The organism is Dickeya parazeae Ech586 (genome assembly GCF_000025065.1).
Classification (GTDB): domain Bacteria; phylum Pseudomonadota; class Gammaproteobacteria; order Enterobacterales; family Enterobacteriaceae; genus Dickeya; species Dickeya zeae.
Window position 1 is genome coordinate 1,601,044 of sequence record NC_013592.1, and the last position, 16,309, is coordinate 1,617,352.

Consider the following 16,309-nt stretch of genomic DNA (forward strand, 5'->3'; position numbering starts at 1 on the left):
AATACGAAATGGTGACTATTGACTAAATTGGTCACTTGATTGAAGATGGGTCTCCTGATTAATCCGTCAAGGGGACTCTACTTATGGCTCGTCGCCGCCTCCTTTCATTTGCAGTTATCTGCGCATTGCCGCTTGCCCTGGCCGCCTGCGGCGAAAAAACATCCTCCGACCCGCGAACGCAGGCGCCACTGGTACGATCCGCAACGATACAGGGCTCAGAGGTTGCATCACGGACGTTTACCGGAACGGTCGCCGCCAGAATAGAGAGTGATTTAGGGTTCCGGGTCTCCGGCAAAGTACTGGAACGGCTGGTCGATACCGGGCAAGCCGTGAAACGCGGTCAGCCGTTGATGCGCCTTGACCCCATCGATCTGGAGCTCGCCGCTCGCGCGCAGCAGGAAGCGGTAGTCGCCGCCCGTGCGCGGGCGTTACAAACCGCTGAAGATGAAGCCCGCTACCGTGACCTGCGTGGAACCGGCGCGATATCGTCATCCGCTTACGACCAGGTGAAAGCAGCGGCAGACGCAGCCAAAGCCCAGCTCAGCGCCGCTCAGGCTCAGGCCGACGTGGCCCGGAATGCCAGCCGTTATGCGGTATTAGTCGCCGATGGTGACGGCATCGTCATGGACACGCTGGCCGAACCGGGCCAGGTGGTCAGCGCCGGGCAAACCGTCGTACGTCTGGCGCAGGCCGGGCAGCGCGAAGCGATTATCCAGCTACCGGAAACGCTGCGCCCCGCGCTCGGTTCAACGGGGTTGGCAACACGCTTTGGTCAGGCAGGCACCGGCAGTCCGGCCACCCTGCGACAACTCTCCAACACGGCGGACAAGCTGACGCGCACATTCGAAGCGCGCTATGTACTGCAAGGCGAGCTGGCCAATGCACCGCTGGGAACCACGGTGATGATCCGTATCCCCGACCCGCAATCCGCGACGCACGGAAGCCTGCAAGTGCCGCTGGCCGCCCTGTTTGACGCCGGCAAAGGGCCGGGCGTGTGGGTGATTCACGGCGAACCGGCGACGGTAACCTGGCGCCCGGTCGCCATTCAGACGATGAGCGACGACACTGCACGCGTCACCGGCCAGATACAACAAGGTGAACAGATCGTCGCGCTCGGCGCGCACCTGCTGCGCGAAGGCGAAGCGGTGCGGATCGCTGAGGTTGTTGCCGCCACGACGGCTACTGCGGGAGGCCGTCCATGAGTGAAGGCCGTTTCAATCTGTCGGCGCTCGCGGTACGCGAACGTGCCATTACGTTGTTTCTGATCTTCCTGATCTCTGTCGCCGGTATCCTCGCGTTTTTTCAGCTTGGGCGCGCGGAAGATCCACCGTTTACCATCAAGCAGATGACGATCATCACCGCCTGGCCGGGAGCCACGGCGCAAGAGATGCAGGATCAGGTCGCCGAACCACTGGAAAAACGCCTGCAGGAGTTGCGCTGGTACGATCGCGCGGAAACCTACACCCGCCCCGGATTGGCTATCACCATGCTTTCTCTGCTTGATAGCGCGCCGCCTTCAGAGGTGCAGGAGGAGTTTTATCAGGCGCGTAAAAAGATGGGGGATGAAGCCAAAAAATTGCCTGCTGGCGTTATCGGCCCCCTCATCAACGACGAATATGCCGACGTGACGTTCGCCTTGTTTGCGCTCAAAGCCAAAGGCGAACCGCAGCGGCTGCTGGTACGGGATGCGGAAGCCTTGCGCCAGCAACTGCTGCACGTTCCCGGAGTGAAGAAGGTCAATATTATCGGCGAGCAGCCTGAACGCATTTTCGTTTCGTTCTCCCACGACCGTCTGGCGACGCTGGGCGTCACGCCACAGGATATTTTCGCCGCGCTCAATAACCAGAACGTGCTGACCCCGGCGGGCTCCATCGAGACCAAAGGACCGCAGGTGTTTGTGCGTGTCGATGGCGCGTTCGATAACCTGGAGAAAATCCGCCAGACCCCTATCGTGGCACAGGGACGGACACTGAAGTTAGCGGATGTGGCCACCGTCGAGCGCGGTTATGAAGACCCTTCGACCTTTATGGTCCGCAGCAACGGTGAACCGGCGCTGTTGCTGGGCGTCGTGATGCGTGACGACTGGAATGGGCTTAAGCTCGGCCAGGCGCTTGAAGCGGAAGTCACCAAGATCAACGCAGCGCTTCCCCTGGGTATGACCTTGAGCAAAGTGACTGACCAGGCCGTCAACATCAGTTCTGCCGTCGACGAGTTCATGGTCAAATTCTTCGTCGCGTTGCTGGTGGTGATGCTGGTGTGTTTTATCAGCATGGGCTGGCGCGTTGGTATCGTGGTTGCCGCGGCGGTGCCGCTGACGCTGGCGGCCGTGTTTGTCATCATGGCCGCCACCGGCAAAAATTTTGACCGCATCACGCTGGGTTCGCTGATTCTGGCGCTGGGCTTGCTGGTGGATGACGCCATCATCGCCATCGAAATGATGGTGGTGAAAATGGAAGAAGGGTATAGCCGCATCAAAGCATCGGCCTATGCCTGGAGCCACACGGCGGCCCCGATGCTTTCCGGTACGCTGGTCACCGCCATCGGCTTTATGCCGAACGGGTTCGCCCGCTCCACTGCCGGTGAATACACCAGCAACATGTTCTGGATCGTCGGCATCGCGCTGATCACTTCCTGGGTGGTGGCGGTGGCGTTTACCCCTTATCTGGGAGTGAAAATGCTGCCGGATATCAAGAAGGTCGAGGGCGGACACGACGCCATCTACAACACCCGCCACTACAACCGTTTTCGGAAAGTATTGGGCCTCGTCATTGCCCGCAAATGGATCGTCGCCGGTGCAGTCGTCACGCTGTTCGTGGTATCGGTGCTTGGCATGGGGGCCGTCAAGAAACAGTTCTTCCCGACGTCCGACCGGCCAGAAGTGCTGGTTGAAGTGCAGATGCCGTACGGCACCTCGATCGAGCAAACCAGCGCCGCCACCGCGAAAGTCGAAGCCTGGCTGGCGCGGCAGAAAGAAGCGCAGATCGTGACGTCCTACATCGGTCAGGGCGCGCCACGTTTCTTCCTCGCCATGTCACCTGAATTGCCTGATCCGTCATTCGCCAAAATCGTGGTGCTGGCAGGTAACGATAAAGAGCGCGAAGCCCTCAAGTTCAGGTTGCGCGAGGCGATAGCCGACGGCTTAGCGCCGGAAGCGCAGGTGCGTGTCACTCAGATCGTGTTTGGCCCGCCATCGCCGTTCCCCGTCGCCTACCGCGTCATGGGGCCGGATCCGGACAAGCTGCGCGCCATCGCCGATGAAGTCGGGACAGTGATGCGTGCCAGCCCGATGATGCGCACCGTCAATACGGATTGGGGACCGCGTGTTCCAACCTTGCACTTCACGCTCAACCAGGACCGTCTCCAGGCGGTAGGGCTGACCACCAACTCGGTGTCCTTGCAACTGCAGTTCCTGCTGAGCGGTGCCCCGCTGACGGATGTACGTGAAGATATTCGTTCGGTGCAGGTTGTCGGCCGTGCGGCGGGTGATATCCGCCTTGATCCCGCCAGAATCGCCGACTTTACGTTGGTCGGTTCCGCCGGGCAGCGCATCCCGTTGTCTCAGGTAGGGTCGGTCGACATCCGCATGGAAGACCCGATCCTGCGACGCCGTGACCGCACACCGACTATCACGGTTCGCGGCGACATCGCCGAAGGACTGCAACCGCCGGATGTTTCCACCGCCATCATGACGCAGTTGCAACCTGTCATCGCGCGTCTTCCGGCTGGTTATCGGATAGAACAGGCTGGCTCGATCGAGGAATCCGCCAAAGCGACGAAAGCTATGCTGCCGCTTTTCCCGATCATGATCGCCCTCACGCTGCTCATCATCATTTTGCAGGTGCGCTCGATGGCGGCCATGGTCATGGTGTTCGCCACCAGTCCGCTGGGGTTGATCGGCGTGGTGCCGACCCTGCTGCTGTTCCAGCAGCCATTTGGCATCAACGCGCTGGTTGGCCTGATTGCGCTATCGGGGATCCTGATGCGAAACACGCTGATACTGATTGGGCAGATCCACCACAACGAACAGGAGGGGCTGGATCCGTTCCGTGCGGTTGTCGAAGCCACCGTCCAGCGAGCCCGACCAGTGCTCCTGACGGCGCTGGCGGCGATTCTGGCGTTCATCCCGCTCACCCATTCGGTGTTCTGGGGAACGCTAGCCTACACGCTGATTGGCGGCACGTTGGCCGGGACGGTCCTGACGCTGGTGTTCCTGCCGGCCATGTATTCCATCTGGTTCAAGATCAAGGCGGTTCGCCATGCATGATCTGTCCACTGACCATTAATTATCTAATTTGAGAGGACTTGCTATGTCAGAACAAAAGGTTGTGGTGGTTACCGGCGTCTCGTCAGGCATAGGACGTGCGACAGCACAGAAATTTGCCAGTCAGGGCTGTGTGGTCTTCGGCACCGTGCGCAACATCAATACCGCGAAGGCCTTGCCCGGTGTGGAACTGATCGAAATGGATGTGCGTGATGACGACGCCGTACAGCGCGGCATTCAGTCGATAGTGGCGCGTGCTCAACGCATTGATGTGCTTATCAATAACGCGGGAACGAGCTTAGTCGGCGCGGTGGAAGAGACCTCGACGGCGGAAGCCGTCGCTCTGTTCGAGACCAACGTGTTCAGTATTTTGCGCACGGTGCAGGCGGTGTTGCCGCTCATGCGCGCGCAGGGCAGTGGGCGGATCGTCAACGTCAGTTCGGTGCTCGGTTTCCTCCCGGCGCCGTACATGGGGTTGTACTCCGCGTCCAAACATGCGGTGGAAGGACTCACGGAAAGTCTGGACCACGAAGTCCGCCAGTTTGGTATCCGCGTTACGCTGGTGGAGCCCTCTTTCACCCGAACCAATCTGGATATCAACGCGCCGCAGACCAGCGCCAAACTCGACAGCTACAATCGCGAGCGGGGACAGGCATCACACGCCATCGTCAACAGCGTCAACAGTGCTCCCGATCCTGAAGGGGTGGCAGCCACGATTGTCGATGCCGCGCTGGGACCATGGCAGATGCGCCGCACACCGTCAGGGCAAGCCTCTCTGCTACGTAAACTGCGCCGTTTTATGCCTGCCGGACCGGTTGATGCCAGTTTGCGTAAAACCTTCGGGCTCAATTGAACATTGATTTAGCGCTCATATCAGTCTGTTAGAGGTAATACGCCATGAGTACGGGAAACGCTACACGTATCGTCGTGACAGGAACTGGCATTGTCGGGCCATTGGGATGTGGCACCGAAAACGTCTGGTCTCGCCTGCTGGCCGGACAATCAGGTATTCGAACGTTACCTGCCGAGTTTACCGAGGGTACCGGCACGTTGATCGGCGGGCAGGTGCCGGATCGCCAGGACGATCCGCTGGCGGGTTATGACGCCGGGGAGGTTATTGCGCCCAAAGAACGCAAGAAAATGGATCGTTTCATTGAGTTTGCGTTAATGGCCGCCAAAGAAGCGCTCTCTCAGGCGGGATGGAGCCCTGCCGAAGCGTCTCAACGCGAGCGAACAGCCACGATTATTGCTTCCGGTATCGGCGGGTTCGGCGCCATCGCCGAGGCGGTGCGTACCACCGACGAGCGCGGGCCGCGTCGGCTGTCGCCATTTACCGCCCCTTCGTTCCTCGCCAACATGGCGGCTGGCCATGTTTCTATCGCGCATGGCTTCAAAGGACCGATTGGCGCGCCGGTCACCGCCTGTGCGGCGGGCGTGCAAGCTATCGGCGATGCGGCACGGCTGATACGCAGCGGCGAAGCGGACATCGCCTTATGCGGTGGCACCGAGGCGGCATTACACCGCGTCACTCTCGGGTGCTTTGCAGCAGCCCGAGCGCTGTCGACCGCATTCAACGATCGCCCTCAGGAAGCCTCGCGCCCCTTTGACAGAGACCGAGACGGCTTTGTGATGGCCGAAGGCGCGGGACTGTTGGTCATAGAGTCCCTCGACCACGCACTGGCGCGCGGCGCACGTCCGTTGGCGGAGTTGGTCGGCTACGGCACCAGCGCCGATGCCTACCACCTGACGGCCGGCCCGGAAGATGGCAACGGCGCGCAACGTGCGATGCAGCAAGCACTGCGACAAGCAGGCATCACTCCCGGCGAGGTTCAGCACATCAACGCACATGCTACCTCTACGCCAGTCGGCGATCGGGGAGAGCTCAGCGCCATTCGCGCGGTGTTCGGAACTGACTCCAGCGTCGCGATCACATCCACCAAATCCAGTACCGGTCATTTACTGGGAGCGGCCGGTGGCATCGAGGCCATTTTCACGGTTCTGGCGTTGCGCGATCAAATCGTGCCCCCAACCCTCAACCTGACCCATCCGGATGAGCTGGCCGACGGCCTTGATCTGGTAACGACAACGGCACGAGCAATGCCGATGCAGTATGCCCTGTCGAATGGATTTGGGTTCGGCGGGGTGAACGCCAGCGTGCTGTTTCGTCGCTGGGAGGCGGATTAAGAAGCGATCGTCGAGGCAATATCATCAGGCTAAGCGCTGGCACAACGTGCTCCGCCTCATGTTCTCACGTTATTACTGCGTCAACATCAAGGGACATTGCTATGAGTAAAATTTGGTTTATCACCGGAGCCTCTCGCGGCTTCGGCCGCCGCTTTGTCGAAGCGGCACTGCAGCGTGGCGATAAAGTTGTCGCAACCGCTCGGACTATCGAGTCGCTAGCCGATTTGGTTGTGGCTTATGGCAGCGCGGTTTTACCGTTATCGCTGGATGTGACCGATAAGTCGGCCGTAACCGACGCTATCAGTCAGGCGCACGCGCACTTCGGACGGCTGGATGTCGTCGTCAACAATGCCGGTTATGGCGTTTTCGGCATGATTGAAGAGATGAGCGAGCAAGAGGTACGCACCCAATTCGAGACCAACGTGCTGGGTACGCTGTGGGTGACACAGGCCGCGTTGCCCTACCTGCGCGCTCAGGGCAGCGGCCATATCATCATGTTATCCAGCGTGCTCGGCCTCGCCTCCTTCCCGACAACCGGCATCTACAGCGCGTCTAAAGCGTCTGTCGAAGCCTTTGCCGACGCGTTATCCCAGGAGGTCGCCGCTTTCGGCATTAACGTAACGATTGTCGAACCCGGCCCGTTCAGCACCGATTTTTCCGCATCCGCGGTTTACGCCTCACCGCTGGAGTCTTACAGCGGCGTGCGTGATGCGTTTAACGCCAGTTTTTCCGCTATGCCGATCGCCGACCCTGATATCGTTGGCCCGGCGCTGCTGAAAGTAGTCGATGCCGACGACCCGCCGCTGCGCATCTTCTTTGGCCCGCTTGCCAGCCAGGTTATCCCGTATGTTTATGCCGAGCGGCTCAAAACATGGGAAGCCTGGGGAGATGTGGGTACCAGAGCCTAAACCCGACACAGCTAAACCATCCCCTTGTTGGCTTGAGCGTGAAGCCGTATTTCACGCTCGGCCTTATTTTTTTATCTGGTTTGTCGCCGCATGCTTACGCCTTAATTCCGCCCACTCGATAAGCGCTTTACTTGATGGTCCGAGCGCAATCATGGGCTGAATTGGTATGTCTGAATTAAAGTGCACTTCATTTCCACGAGCAGTGCAAGAGCGCGTTTTTCAGGTGTGCTTGCGGCGGCGATGACCTTGCCTGCACCATACCGTTTTGCGAGTTGTACTGCTATGGAACCGGCCCCACCAGCAGCAGCCTCAACCAGCACGTCCGGACCGCCGGAAGGCTTCACGAAGCAATGCTTTTATGATGATGATCAAAATCAAAAAAAGCCAACTACTTTGATTATGCATGACATCAATGTAAAATAGAGGCTGAGTACTGAGTATTTACATTGAGAGAGTGGGGTTAAATATGAAGGTCACCAAAGCACAGGTGCAGGCGAACAGAGCACATATCGTCGAAACAGCTTCGATGCTGTTCCGGGAAAAAGGCTACGACGGCGTAGGGGTAGCTGATCTCATGGCGGCGGCAGGCTTCACCCATGGCGGATTTTATAAACATTTCGATTCCAAAGCTGATCTGATGGCGGAGGCCGCTGCGTGCGGTTTTTCACAATCTGAAATGAAAATGGATGGAGTAGAGATTGTTGATTTTATTAAGCATTATCTTTCGCGGGAACACAGAGATGGCCGAAATAAAGGCTGTACTATGGCCGCTTTGTGTAGTGATGCAGCGCGTCAGAATGAAACGATTAAAGCGACATTTGATAAAGGTATAGAAGGACAGCTTGCTCTGCTGGGGGGCGGAAATACCGCTGGTGACAATGAGGATATGCGCATAAAAATCATCAATATATTAGCTCATTGTGTTGGTGCAGTCATTTTGTCACGTTCCTGTCCTGATGACTCGCCACTGGCAGATGAAATTCTGGATGTTTGTTGCCGGGAGATCCTTTCACGGCTGGTATCAAAAGATAGCTAATCAGAAAAAGCGATATTGTATGCTCACTCTGATAAATCCGATTGGGCACACCGGTTTTTGGCCGGTGCGCACAGCCCCGGATAAGTCATTTTTGTGGTTATGAAGAGAAGAGGCTACTTTGCGGTGAGTATCGATACATTAAGCGCTCTGTTGTTATCTGGAACGTTTGCAATTAGCGCCCATGCCCATCAGCCATAAAGGCGGAAAATCACAGTTAATTTAAAATAAAACAAAGAGATAATATATCTCTCCAGTTCTCACTGAGAGAATGCTCATGATTTCGTATCTGCGGGTATTTCCCTTGGTTAACCAAAGTAAAGATGATAATCATCATTTTATTTTTCGTGATGGTTTGATTATGATCGACATCAATGTATAGTATTGGAATAGTCTGACGCAGCGGCGTGACATGAGCATTCTGTTGATTGGCAGCTCTCAGCGTTGTTCAACTGACTACATATTGATTGCATACAAAAATTGTGTTTATGCAGCATAAGGTTAACCAAACTCCCTACAGGTGATGACGAATATGAAAGCACTCATGTTCAAAGAATATGGTAAGGCCGATAACATTGTATTCGGCGAAATTCCGCGTCCTGAAATTCAGCCAAACGACATTCTCGTGAAGGTTCACGCGGTGGGACTAAACCCAATCGATTACATGATCCCGAAAGGAACATTCAAGCCGGTACTTAAGTTTACTCTCCCTGCCACAATTGGCAGTGATCTTGCTGGGGTGGTTGAATCAGTTGGAAGCCGTGTAACTCGTTTCAAACCGGGAGACGCAGTTTTTGCCAGTATCTTCGATATGGGTATAGGTGCACTGGCGGACTTTGCTGTTGTTCCCGAAAGTGCGGCAGCACACAAACCTGTAAACCTCGACTTTGTTCAGGCTGCTTCCATTCCCATGGTGGGACTCACATCATGGCAGGCGTTAAAAGAACGTGCACATCTGAAGCCAGGGCAAAAGGTCTTCATACCAGCGGGTTCAGGTGGGATTGGATCGTTTGCTATTCAACTGGCTAAACAACTTGGCGCTACAGTGGGCACAACGACAAGTACGGGCAATCTGGAGCTGGTTCGGCGTCTGGGGGCAGATGAAGTAATAGATTATAAGAAGCAGGAGTTTGAGGAGATTTTACAGGGCTATGATGTAGTCCTTGGGACGGTGAGAGGCAATCATATTCAAAAGTCGCTCAATATATTAAAACCCCATGGCCGAGTTGTATCGCTAATCGGTCCTCTTGATGCGGCCTTTGCCCATGCACGAGACCTGAATTTTCTGATGAAATTTATCTTTAAGCTGATGAGTTGGAAAATTATCCGTCTCGCTAAAAAAAGGGATATACAGTATTCATTCCTGTTTGTACATCCAGATGGTATGCAGCTCGAAGAGATCTCTGAATTTCTTAAGGCAGGAAGTATTCATCCCGTGATAGACAAAGTATTTTCATTTGAGGATGCCAAACAGGCACTGGCGTATCTTGAAACTGGTCGAGCCAAGGGAAAGGTTGTTATTAAACTGGTGTAATGACATGACTTATGATGATCTCTTTTAAATAAGAGATAGTTGGAATTTTTTTATATCCTTCTTTTATCTAATTGCTTCAAAAAATTTATATTGTACGACGCGTTCATCCTCTCGATAGAACAGAACCGCTAAAACGGCGTTTTTGGCAAACTCGCTGTATCCGTAAGCCATTCAAATAGTGTCGGCCTGATTAAACAGGCTGACGCCTCTCATCTCATTCTGACATATTCAAAAACCAGTCTTTGCATTGAAAGGTAATCGTTGAGGAAACGTTCACGTGGTCCCTCGCTGTGTTTTAACCATATTCAGGCCTAAACCGTGTGTTGTTTTCTCATAACCAATTAATTTTTAAGTTAAAATTTTCAATGATGATTTATTGATTATTGTTGACATCAATAGTGTTGACTTTATTGATTGTGATCGTCATCATAATGATACAGTGCGAAACAGAAAAGGAAGTAAAATGACAGATAACAGTTTATTTCAGCCTTACAAACTGGGTTCTCTGATATTAACGAATCATATTGTAATGGCTCCGCTTACACGTAACCGTGCCGGTTCAGGCCTTGTTCCCGGTGAATTTGCTGCGACTTACTATGCGCAACGCGCTTCCGCAGGCTTGTTAGTTACGGAGGCTACGCAGATTTCGGCACAGGCTCAGGGGTATCAGGATACCCCCGGCCTTTATACAGAGGAGCAAATCAAGGGGTGGCGCAAAGTCACTGATGCCGTTCATGCCAAAGGTGGACGGATATTCGTGCAGTTGTGGCATGTAGGCCGGGTTTCCCACGTTGATCTGCAACCTAAAGGTGCTGCGCCCGTTGCGCCTTCAGCTATTCGTGCCGAGACAAAAGTTTTTGTTAACAATGGTTTTTCCGATGCATCAGAGCCGCGTGCACTGGAGCTAGATGAGATCCGGTCCATCGTCGAGGATTTTCGTAAGGCGGCATCCAACGCCATGGCTGCCGGTTTTGACGGCGTAGAGATTCACGGTGCTAATGGCTATTTGCTGGAACAGTTTATTAAAGATGGCGCGAACAAGCGCACAGATAACTACGGGGGATCAATCGCTAATCGTGCCCGGCTATTACTGGAGGTGACCGCCGTTGTTGCTGAAGAGATTGGTGCAGAACGTACTGGTGTGCGTATTTCACCTGTTTCTCCGGTTAATGGGATTTCCATCAGTGACCCTCAAGAGCAGTACGATTACATCGTAGATCAGCTTAATACTCTGGGTATCGTATACATTCATGTTGTTGAAGGCGCGACAGGCGGCTCTCGCGAGAACATTCCGTTCAATTACGACTCTCTGCGTCGGCGGTTTAAGAATACCTATATAGGTAATAACGGCTATGATCTTGATTTGGCGAAAAAACAGCTCGCCGAAGATAAGGTTGATCTCTTCGCTTTCGGGCGTCCTTTCATCGCTAATCCGGATTTGGTTGAACGCTTAAAAACGGGGGCGCCTTTGGCATCGCTTAACCCTGCAACACTTTATGGCGGAGGGGCTGAAGGCTACACCGATTATCCTTTCTTAGTTAATAGCGATATCTAATAACTGTAGGTATTTAAGTACTCATGTGCGGTGAGATTCACCTGCACAAATTTATTTCAACATTAAAGAGATATAAATATGACAACCAAATCTTCTGTTTTGATTACTGGTGCTTCTACTGGAATTGGTGCAACCTATGCAGAGCGTTTTGCCCAACGCGGCCACGATTTAGTGTTGGTTGCACGTGATAAAGTACGGCTGCAGGCCCTTGCCACTCGTTTAAATCAGGAATATGGCGTTGCTGCTGACATTCTTCCTGCTGACCTGACTCAATCTGATGAACTGGCGATTGTAGAAGAGCGTCTGAAAAACGATTCAAAAATAGAAACCTTAATAAATAATGCCGGAATAGCACAATCGGGATATTTTCTTGATCAGACTCCAGACTCTATTAACAGACTTATTGCGCTCAATATAACTGCACTGACACGCCTCTCCAGCGCCATTTCTCCACGTTTAGTACAAAATGGTAAAGGGGCAATCGTTAATATCAGTTCGGTAGTCGGTCTGGCACCTGAATTCAATATGTCAGTATATGGCGCAACCAAAGCCTTTGTCCTCTTTCTTTCTCAGGGAATGAACCTGGAATTGTCACCCAAAGGGGTTTATGTTCAGGCGGTTCTTCCTGCTGGAACCTATACCGAGATCTGGGAGCGCGCAGGCGTCGATATCAGTTCCTTCGCCAAGATGATGGAAGTCGGTGCTCTGGTGGATGCTGCGCTGGTCGGCTTTGATCGTCGCGAACTTGTAACCATTCCGCCCCTGCAAGATGATGAATACTGGAAAACGCTTGATCAAGCACGACAGGCGTTGATTTCTGACATTCGGCAGGCTGACGTTGCAGAACGGTATCGAGCCTAACGGTAAGAGCGTAGTGAGATTTTCGGGCTGGTTTGTAAGCCTCTGCATATATGCAGAGGCTTAGCAGTCAGGCGGAAATTTGATCAATCTGCGAGTTGATCAGGCTAATATCCAACAACCACAGGCGCATCTCCGATAGGTCAACAGCACGACTGCCGCATGCTATTACTATCCCGAACGGCAGATGTGCTTAGTGATGAACACTCCTGATAATATCTCCTTAGTCAGGAACCACCATGCAGTAAGCATTTCAAGGGCGCTCTTACGTTGCCAGTAACTTTAGTAGCGCTAATTATCAGCCTGGTGTGGTCTGCTTCCCAGCAATCTGTTACCAACGGTGCAAAACTGATCCAAGGGGGAATCGGCTCCTCTGAATACAAGGGAGCTTATGATCACTTTTGATATTCGTATGGAAACTAAAGCCCTGCATAAGCGTGATGATGTATTGGGTAAGCTATCATTATGACTGGATACGTCGTGACCGTATCCAGTTCGGCTTCGTTAGGTGCAATTCTGAGAGCCTGTGTTGCATGCATGGGAGATGCCCCGTAAGGAATCTCCCATGGGTCATAGTCTTACCTCTTTAGCAGCGGGCACAAGGAATACAGTCCATGTCTCCGGTTCGGTACGTGTCCGTAGTTCCTTGGCCTGAGCAGTGGTTATATTCATCCCGATACTTGTCCAGAGAATGGTGTCGGATTGGAGCCACATGAGCCCCACGCCTGATAAACGAAGGAGACATCCGTTTCAAGGCAAATTTACGGCCCCGTTTCCAGGAACAAGGCAGATTCGTCTTTCTTTACTTGTTTACTCAAAGCATAGAAAGGTTGATGTCAGAGACCAATTTTCCACCGCCGAAGCGCATGCTTTTCAAGGGAATAGCATGCATTATAAGGGTGACATTGTCCTGGCTGACACCAGCCTTTTCTAGTGCGTATTGGGTGAGCAACTCTGCGAGCTTGCGTTTCTGCTCCACTGTCCTGCTTTTACAATTCGGCTAGTTAGAAAGTGCGTTGCAGCTTAATTCTGCTAAATGCAGCTTTAAACCAGCCCGGCAAGGGATGCCGGATTAAATCCATTTAATGATGCGTAATTACCACTTTCTACTTTAGTTACCCAATCAGGGTCGCTTAGCAGAGCACGCCCCACAGCGATGAGATCAAACTCTTCGCGCTCCATGCGTTCAATGAGTCGCTCAAGGCTTGCAGGAGCAGATCCCTTTCCAGCAAAAGCATTAGTAACATCGTTATCCAGTCCAACTGAACCGACACTAATTGTTGCTGCTCCAGTCACCTTTTTCGCCCAACCCGCACAATTCAGGCCGTTTTCACCATCAATCTCAGGAAATTCCGGTTCCCAGAACCGGCGCTGTGAGCAATGCAGAATATCGACGCCTGCCTCAACCAGCGGCAGTAACCATTCTTCCATCATCGCCGGAGTCTCGGCAATTCGGACTCCGAAATCCTGCTGCTTCCATTGGCTGACTCGCATGATAATCGGAAAATCGGGGCCGACTGCATGACGAACAGCAGAGACAATCTCCCTGGCAAAGCGCGTACGCTCTTTTATTGTGGTACCGCCGTAACGATCGGTTCGCAGGTTAGTACCCGCCCAGAAGAACTGGTCTATCAGAAATCCATGAGCTCCATGGATTTCGACCGTGTCAAAGCCCAGGCGTTTAGCATCAGATGCTGCCTTTACAAACGCCGAAATTGTATCCGCTATATCTTCTTCACTCATTGCAACGCCGCGTGGGTCTCCAGGCGCATCGAAACCTGACGGGCTTTCAACAGGGGCATCTGGTTCCCAACCGTTGATATAACGTGCTGCACCTGTATGCCAGATCTGCGGTGCCATGCGGCCGCCTGCATTGTGTACAGCATCAATCACGTTTTTCCAGCCAGTCAGTGCCGCTTCCCCATGGAAAAAGGGGATACCTGAATCGTTGCGGGACGCCGGGCGATCGACAACAGTGCCTTCCGAAAGGATCAGGCCGACGCCTCCTTCTGCACGACGTCGGTAATAGGCCGCATTTGCTTCTCCCGGTATACCATCCGGTGCAAAAAGCCGCGTCATAGGTGCCATTACGATCCGGTTTTTAAGCTGAAGAGAACGGACAGAAAAGGGACTAAACAGAATGCTGGTTTTATTTTGAGACATACCAATCGACTCCATTGTGTTGGGAGTCATATTAGGTATATTTTATAGACCTGATGTCAATTAGGCACCTTGAATAGCCCTGGTATATCAAAGGAAACCCATTATGCTGACTTTACACCCACAGTGTTTCTCATCGGATTGCCCGAGTCGGGCGCTCTTCGACCAAATCGCAGATAAATGGTCAATGATGGTTCTGGCTGTACTAGATGATGGACCACAGAGATATAATGCCATTAAACGGCGACTTGAGGGCGTTACTCAAAAGGCTCTGACGCAGTGCCTACGGAAACTCGAACGCAATGGTTTGGTCTCGCGACAGATTCTTTCCTTCTCGCCTGTGGCAGTACAATACGAAATCACTCCGCTGGGCCGGACCTTACAGCAACCATTTCGTGAACTACATCAATGGACGCTCGATAAATTGCCTGAAGTCGAAGCCGCCAGGCAGCAGTTTGATCAGGCTGCTGAAATGAAATGAGAAAAGGTGGACACTGAGATGTATTATTTTAGTGCAACTCTGCCTGCTGACGTGCTGCGAAAAACCGTCCGAACCGTGAAATGAAAGGGCAGTGTGGCAGTGAAGGTTAGGGGCAGTTGTCTGGATGGTGCATTATCTGATCCTGCCGTTCATAGACGTTCGATTTATTCGACAACGCCTCGTACTGCTTGCGGCGTCTTTCCTGTCCAGGACAGAAACGCTCGGGCAAAGGAGTTGGAATCCTCAAAACCCAGTAGAAAAGATATTTCCGCGCCTGGCATATTGGTGTTGCGCAAATAGTGAAGTGCGAGAGACTTACGTACATTATCCAGAATTTGTTGAAAGGACGTACCCTCGTTTTGAAGCCTACGCTGCAGTGTACGTGTGCTGACGGCAAGTTTTCGGCTCACGATCTGCATCGATACGTCTCCGGCTGGTAAGGCTTCCAGCAAAGTGCTATGCACTCTTTCTGACATGCCAGCCATCTGATCTAAATCAGCCAATCTCTGACGTAAAGATGGCTCAAAGAACAACCACATTTTGTGATTTTCCGTCAGGAACGGCCTCTCCATATCTTCAGTTAAAAATATCAACGTAGCCAAAGGGCTATTTGTAACAGGCGTACCGAAAAAAGCCTCATAGGCAAGCGCATGGTCACGTTGTGTCTCTATTGCCAATGGCCAGCCGACGCGCAATGGCTGCACCAAAGTACGTGTCGCTAAACGTGCAAGTTGTACGAAAAACACCAGTTTAAAGATAAGAAACACATCAGGCGGCGGCTTGGTGTTATCCATAAAATCGATTGAGACTGTGGTGTGTACACCAGAGCGGTCTATCTTGATTATCATGGGCGCGATAAGCCTGACATACGTTGCCATCCGATCGAGAGCACAACGCATATTCGAGCTACAAAGTGCTGCAAAAAGCTCGGGATCGAACCAGTCAGACGACATCACCTTTGCTATCTGCAATGCGGCAGGGATATCGGCATTGACAGACATTGACTCAGCTTCGATAGCAACCCAGAGCTTGAAAAAATTTTCCGGATCCAAGCGAACATTTTGGCGTGTGAAGAGATCGCCCGGAAGCTGCGCGCGACGCAAAACCGGTGAGGCTTCTATGCCTGCATCCTGCATCAACAAGCGCCAACCCGGCCAGATTGAATAGTCCCGCATGGAATTGTTTCGATGATGTAATGTCTGTGCTTTTTCTGTAGTCATGCGTCAAGTCTATATCGCAGATCATGCCATCTCAATAGCAAAAGACGCCAATTAACCAGACCACGCTTGGCGCGTTTCGCTATTAAATTGGCGTGTTTCGCTAGTGAAAGGCGGT

Annotated in this window: 13 protein-coding genes; 10 read left to right on the forward strand and 3 right to left on the reverse strand. The window is 52.9% G+C overall.

Annotation, left to right across the window (positions count from 1 at the left end; genetic code table 11):
* Positions 1-83 precede the first annotated feature (83 nt).
* From DD586_RS06990 to DD586_RS07030, 9 genes are all read left to right on the forward strand, one after another.
* Positions 84-1,202: an efflux RND transporter periplasmic adaptor subunit gene (locus tag DD586_RS06990; RefSeq protein WP_012884111.1), complete on the forward strand. Its 1,119-nt coding sequence runs from the start codon at positions 84-86 to the stop codon at positions 1,200-1,202.
* On the forward strand, positions 1,199-4,264 hold the full coding sequence (locus tag DD586_RS06995) for an efflux RND transporter permease subunit (RefSeq protein ID WP_012884112.1): 3,066 nt from the start codon (positions 1,199-1,201) through the stop codon (positions 4,262-4,264). The genes DD586_RS06990 and DD586_RS06995 overlap by 4 nt, the downstream gene beginning before the upstream one ends.
* A 43-nt stretch (positions 4,265-4,307) precedes the next feature.
* Positions 4,308-5,114, forward strand: a complete 807-nt coding sequence (locus DD586_RS07000) for an oxidoreductase (RefSeq protein WP_012884113.1) — start codon at positions 4,308-4,310, stop codon at positions 5,112-5,114.
* A 44-nt stretch (positions 5,115-5,158) separates the two neighbouring features.
* Positions 5,159-6,445: a beta-ketoacyl-ACP synthase II gene (fabF, locus tag DD586_RS07005; protein ID WP_012884114.1), complete on the forward strand. Its 1,287-nt coding sequence runs from the start codon at positions 5,159-5,161 to the stop codon at positions 6,443-6,445.
* 101 nt (positions 6,446-6,546) lie between these two features.
* Positions 6,547-7,353, forward strand: a complete 807-nt coding sequence (locus DD586_RS07010; RefSeq protein WP_012884115.1) for an SDR family NAD(P)-dependent oxidoreductase — start codon at positions 6,547-6,549, stop codon at positions 7,351-7,353.
* 466 nt (positions 7,354-7,819) lie between these two features.
* Positions 7,820-8,389, forward strand: coding sequence for a TetR/AcrR family transcriptional regulator (locus DD586_RS07015; protein ID WP_012884116.1), 570 nt, complete (start codon positions 7,820-7,822; stop codon positions 8,387-8,389).
* Between the two features lie 529 nt (positions 8,390-8,918).
* On the forward strand, positions 8,919-9,920 hold the full coding sequence (locus DD586_RS07020; protein WP_012884118.1) for an NADP-dependent oxidoreductase: 1,002 nt from the start codon (positions 8,919-8,921) through the stop codon (positions 9,918-9,920).
* A 463-nt stretch (positions 9,921-10,383) separates the two neighbouring features.
* On the forward strand, positions 10,384-11,475 hold the full coding sequence (locus DD586_RS07025; protein WP_012884119.1) for an alkene reductase: 1,092 nt from the start codon (positions 10,384-10,386) through the stop codon (positions 11,473-11,475).
* Between the two features lie 78 nt (positions 11,476-11,553).
* On the forward strand, positions 11,554-12,336 hold the full coding sequence (locus DD586_RS07030; protein WP_012884120.1) for an SDR family NAD(P)-dependent oxidoreductase: 783 nt from the start codon (positions 11,554-11,556) through the stop codon (positions 12,334-12,336).
* Between the two features lie 811 nt (positions 12,337-13,147).
* Here the strand turns inward: DD586_RS07030 and DD586_RS07035 are convergent.
* Positions 13,148-13,312, reverse strand: a complete 165-nt coding sequence (locus DD586_RS07035) for a tautomerase family protein (RefSeq protein ID WP_080516764.1) — start codon at positions 13,310-13,312, stop codon at positions 13,148-13,150.
* A 65-nt stretch (positions 13,313-13,377) separates the two neighbouring features.
* On the reverse strand, positions 13,378-14,496 hold the full coding sequence (locus DD586_RS07040; RefSeq protein ID WP_012884121.1) for an NADH:flavin oxidoreductase: 1,119 nt from the start codon (positions 14,494-14,496) through the stop codon (positions 13,378-13,380).
* Positions 14,497-14,599: 103 nt separating this feature from the next.
* On the opposite strand from DD586_RS07040, the gene DD586_RS07045 reads away from it, so the two are divergent.
* The gene (locus DD586_RS07045) at positions 14,600-14,974 is read left to right on the forward strand and encodes a winged helix-turn-helix transcriptional regulator (RefSeq protein WP_012884122.1); all 375 of its coding nucleotides are present in this window, start codon (positions 14,600-14,602) and stop codon (positions 14,972-14,974) included.
* A gap of 164 nt (positions 14,975-15,138) precedes the next feature.
* On the opposite strand, the gene DD586_RS07050 is transcribed toward DD586_RS07045, so the two are convergent.
* Positions 15,139-16,194: a helix-turn-helix domain-containing protein gene (locus DD586_RS07050; protein ID WP_208855558.1), complete on the reverse strand. Its 1,056-nt coding sequence runs from the start codon at positions 16,192-16,194 to the stop codon at positions 15,139-15,141.
* Between the last annotated feature and the right edge of the window lie 115 nt (positions 16,195-16,309).

Bases quoted from the DNA above. Each gene is read 5' to 3' on its own strand.
- DD586_RS07000 (WP_012884113.1), top strand. From the start codon at position 4,308: ATGTCAGAACAAAAGGTTGTGGTGGTTACCGGCGTCTCGTCAGGCATA.
- DD586_RS07050 (WP_208855558.1), bottom strand. From the start codon at position 16,194: ATGACTACAGAAAAAGCACAGACATTACATCATCGAAACAATTCCATG.
- DD586_RS07025 (WP_012884119.1), top strand. From the start codon at position 10,384: ATGACAGATAACAGTTTATTTCAGCCTTACAAACTGGGTTCTCTGATA.
- DD586_RS06995 (WP_012884112.1), top strand. From the start codon at position 1,199: ATGAGTGAAGGCCGTTTCAATCTGTCGGCGCTCGCGGTACGCGAACGT.
- DD586_RS07045 (WP_012884122.1), top strand. From the start codon at position 14,600: ATGCTGACTTTACACCCACAGTGTTTCTCATCGGATTGCCCGAGTCGG.
- DD586_RS07020 (WP_012884118.1), top strand. From the start codon at position 8,919: ATGAAAGCACTCATGTTCAAAGAATATGGTAAGGCCGATAACATTGTA.
- DD586_RS07015 (WP_012884116.1), top strand. From the start codon at position 7,820: ATGAAGGTCACCAAAGCACAGGTGCAGGCGAACAGAGCACATATCGTC.
- fabF (WP_012884114.1), top strand. From the start codon at position 5,159: ATGAGTACGGGAAACGCTACACGTATCGTCGTGACAGGAACTGGCATT.
- DD586_RS06990 (WP_012884111.1), top strand. From the start codon at position 84: ATGGCTCGTCGCCGCCTCCTTTCATTTGCAGTTATCTGCGCATTGCCG.
- DD586_RS07040 (WP_012884121.1), bottom strand. From the start codon at position 14,496: ATGTCTCAAAATAAAACCAGCATTCTGTTTAGTCCCTTTTCTGTCCGT.
- DD586_RS07030 (WP_012884120.1), top strand. From the start codon at position 11,554: ATGACAACCAAATCTTCTGTTTTGATTACTGGTGCTTCTACTGGAATT.
- DD586_RS07010 (WP_012884115.1), top strand. From the start codon at position 6,547: ATGAGTAAAATTTGGTTTATCACCGGAGCCTCTCGCGGCTTCGGCCGC.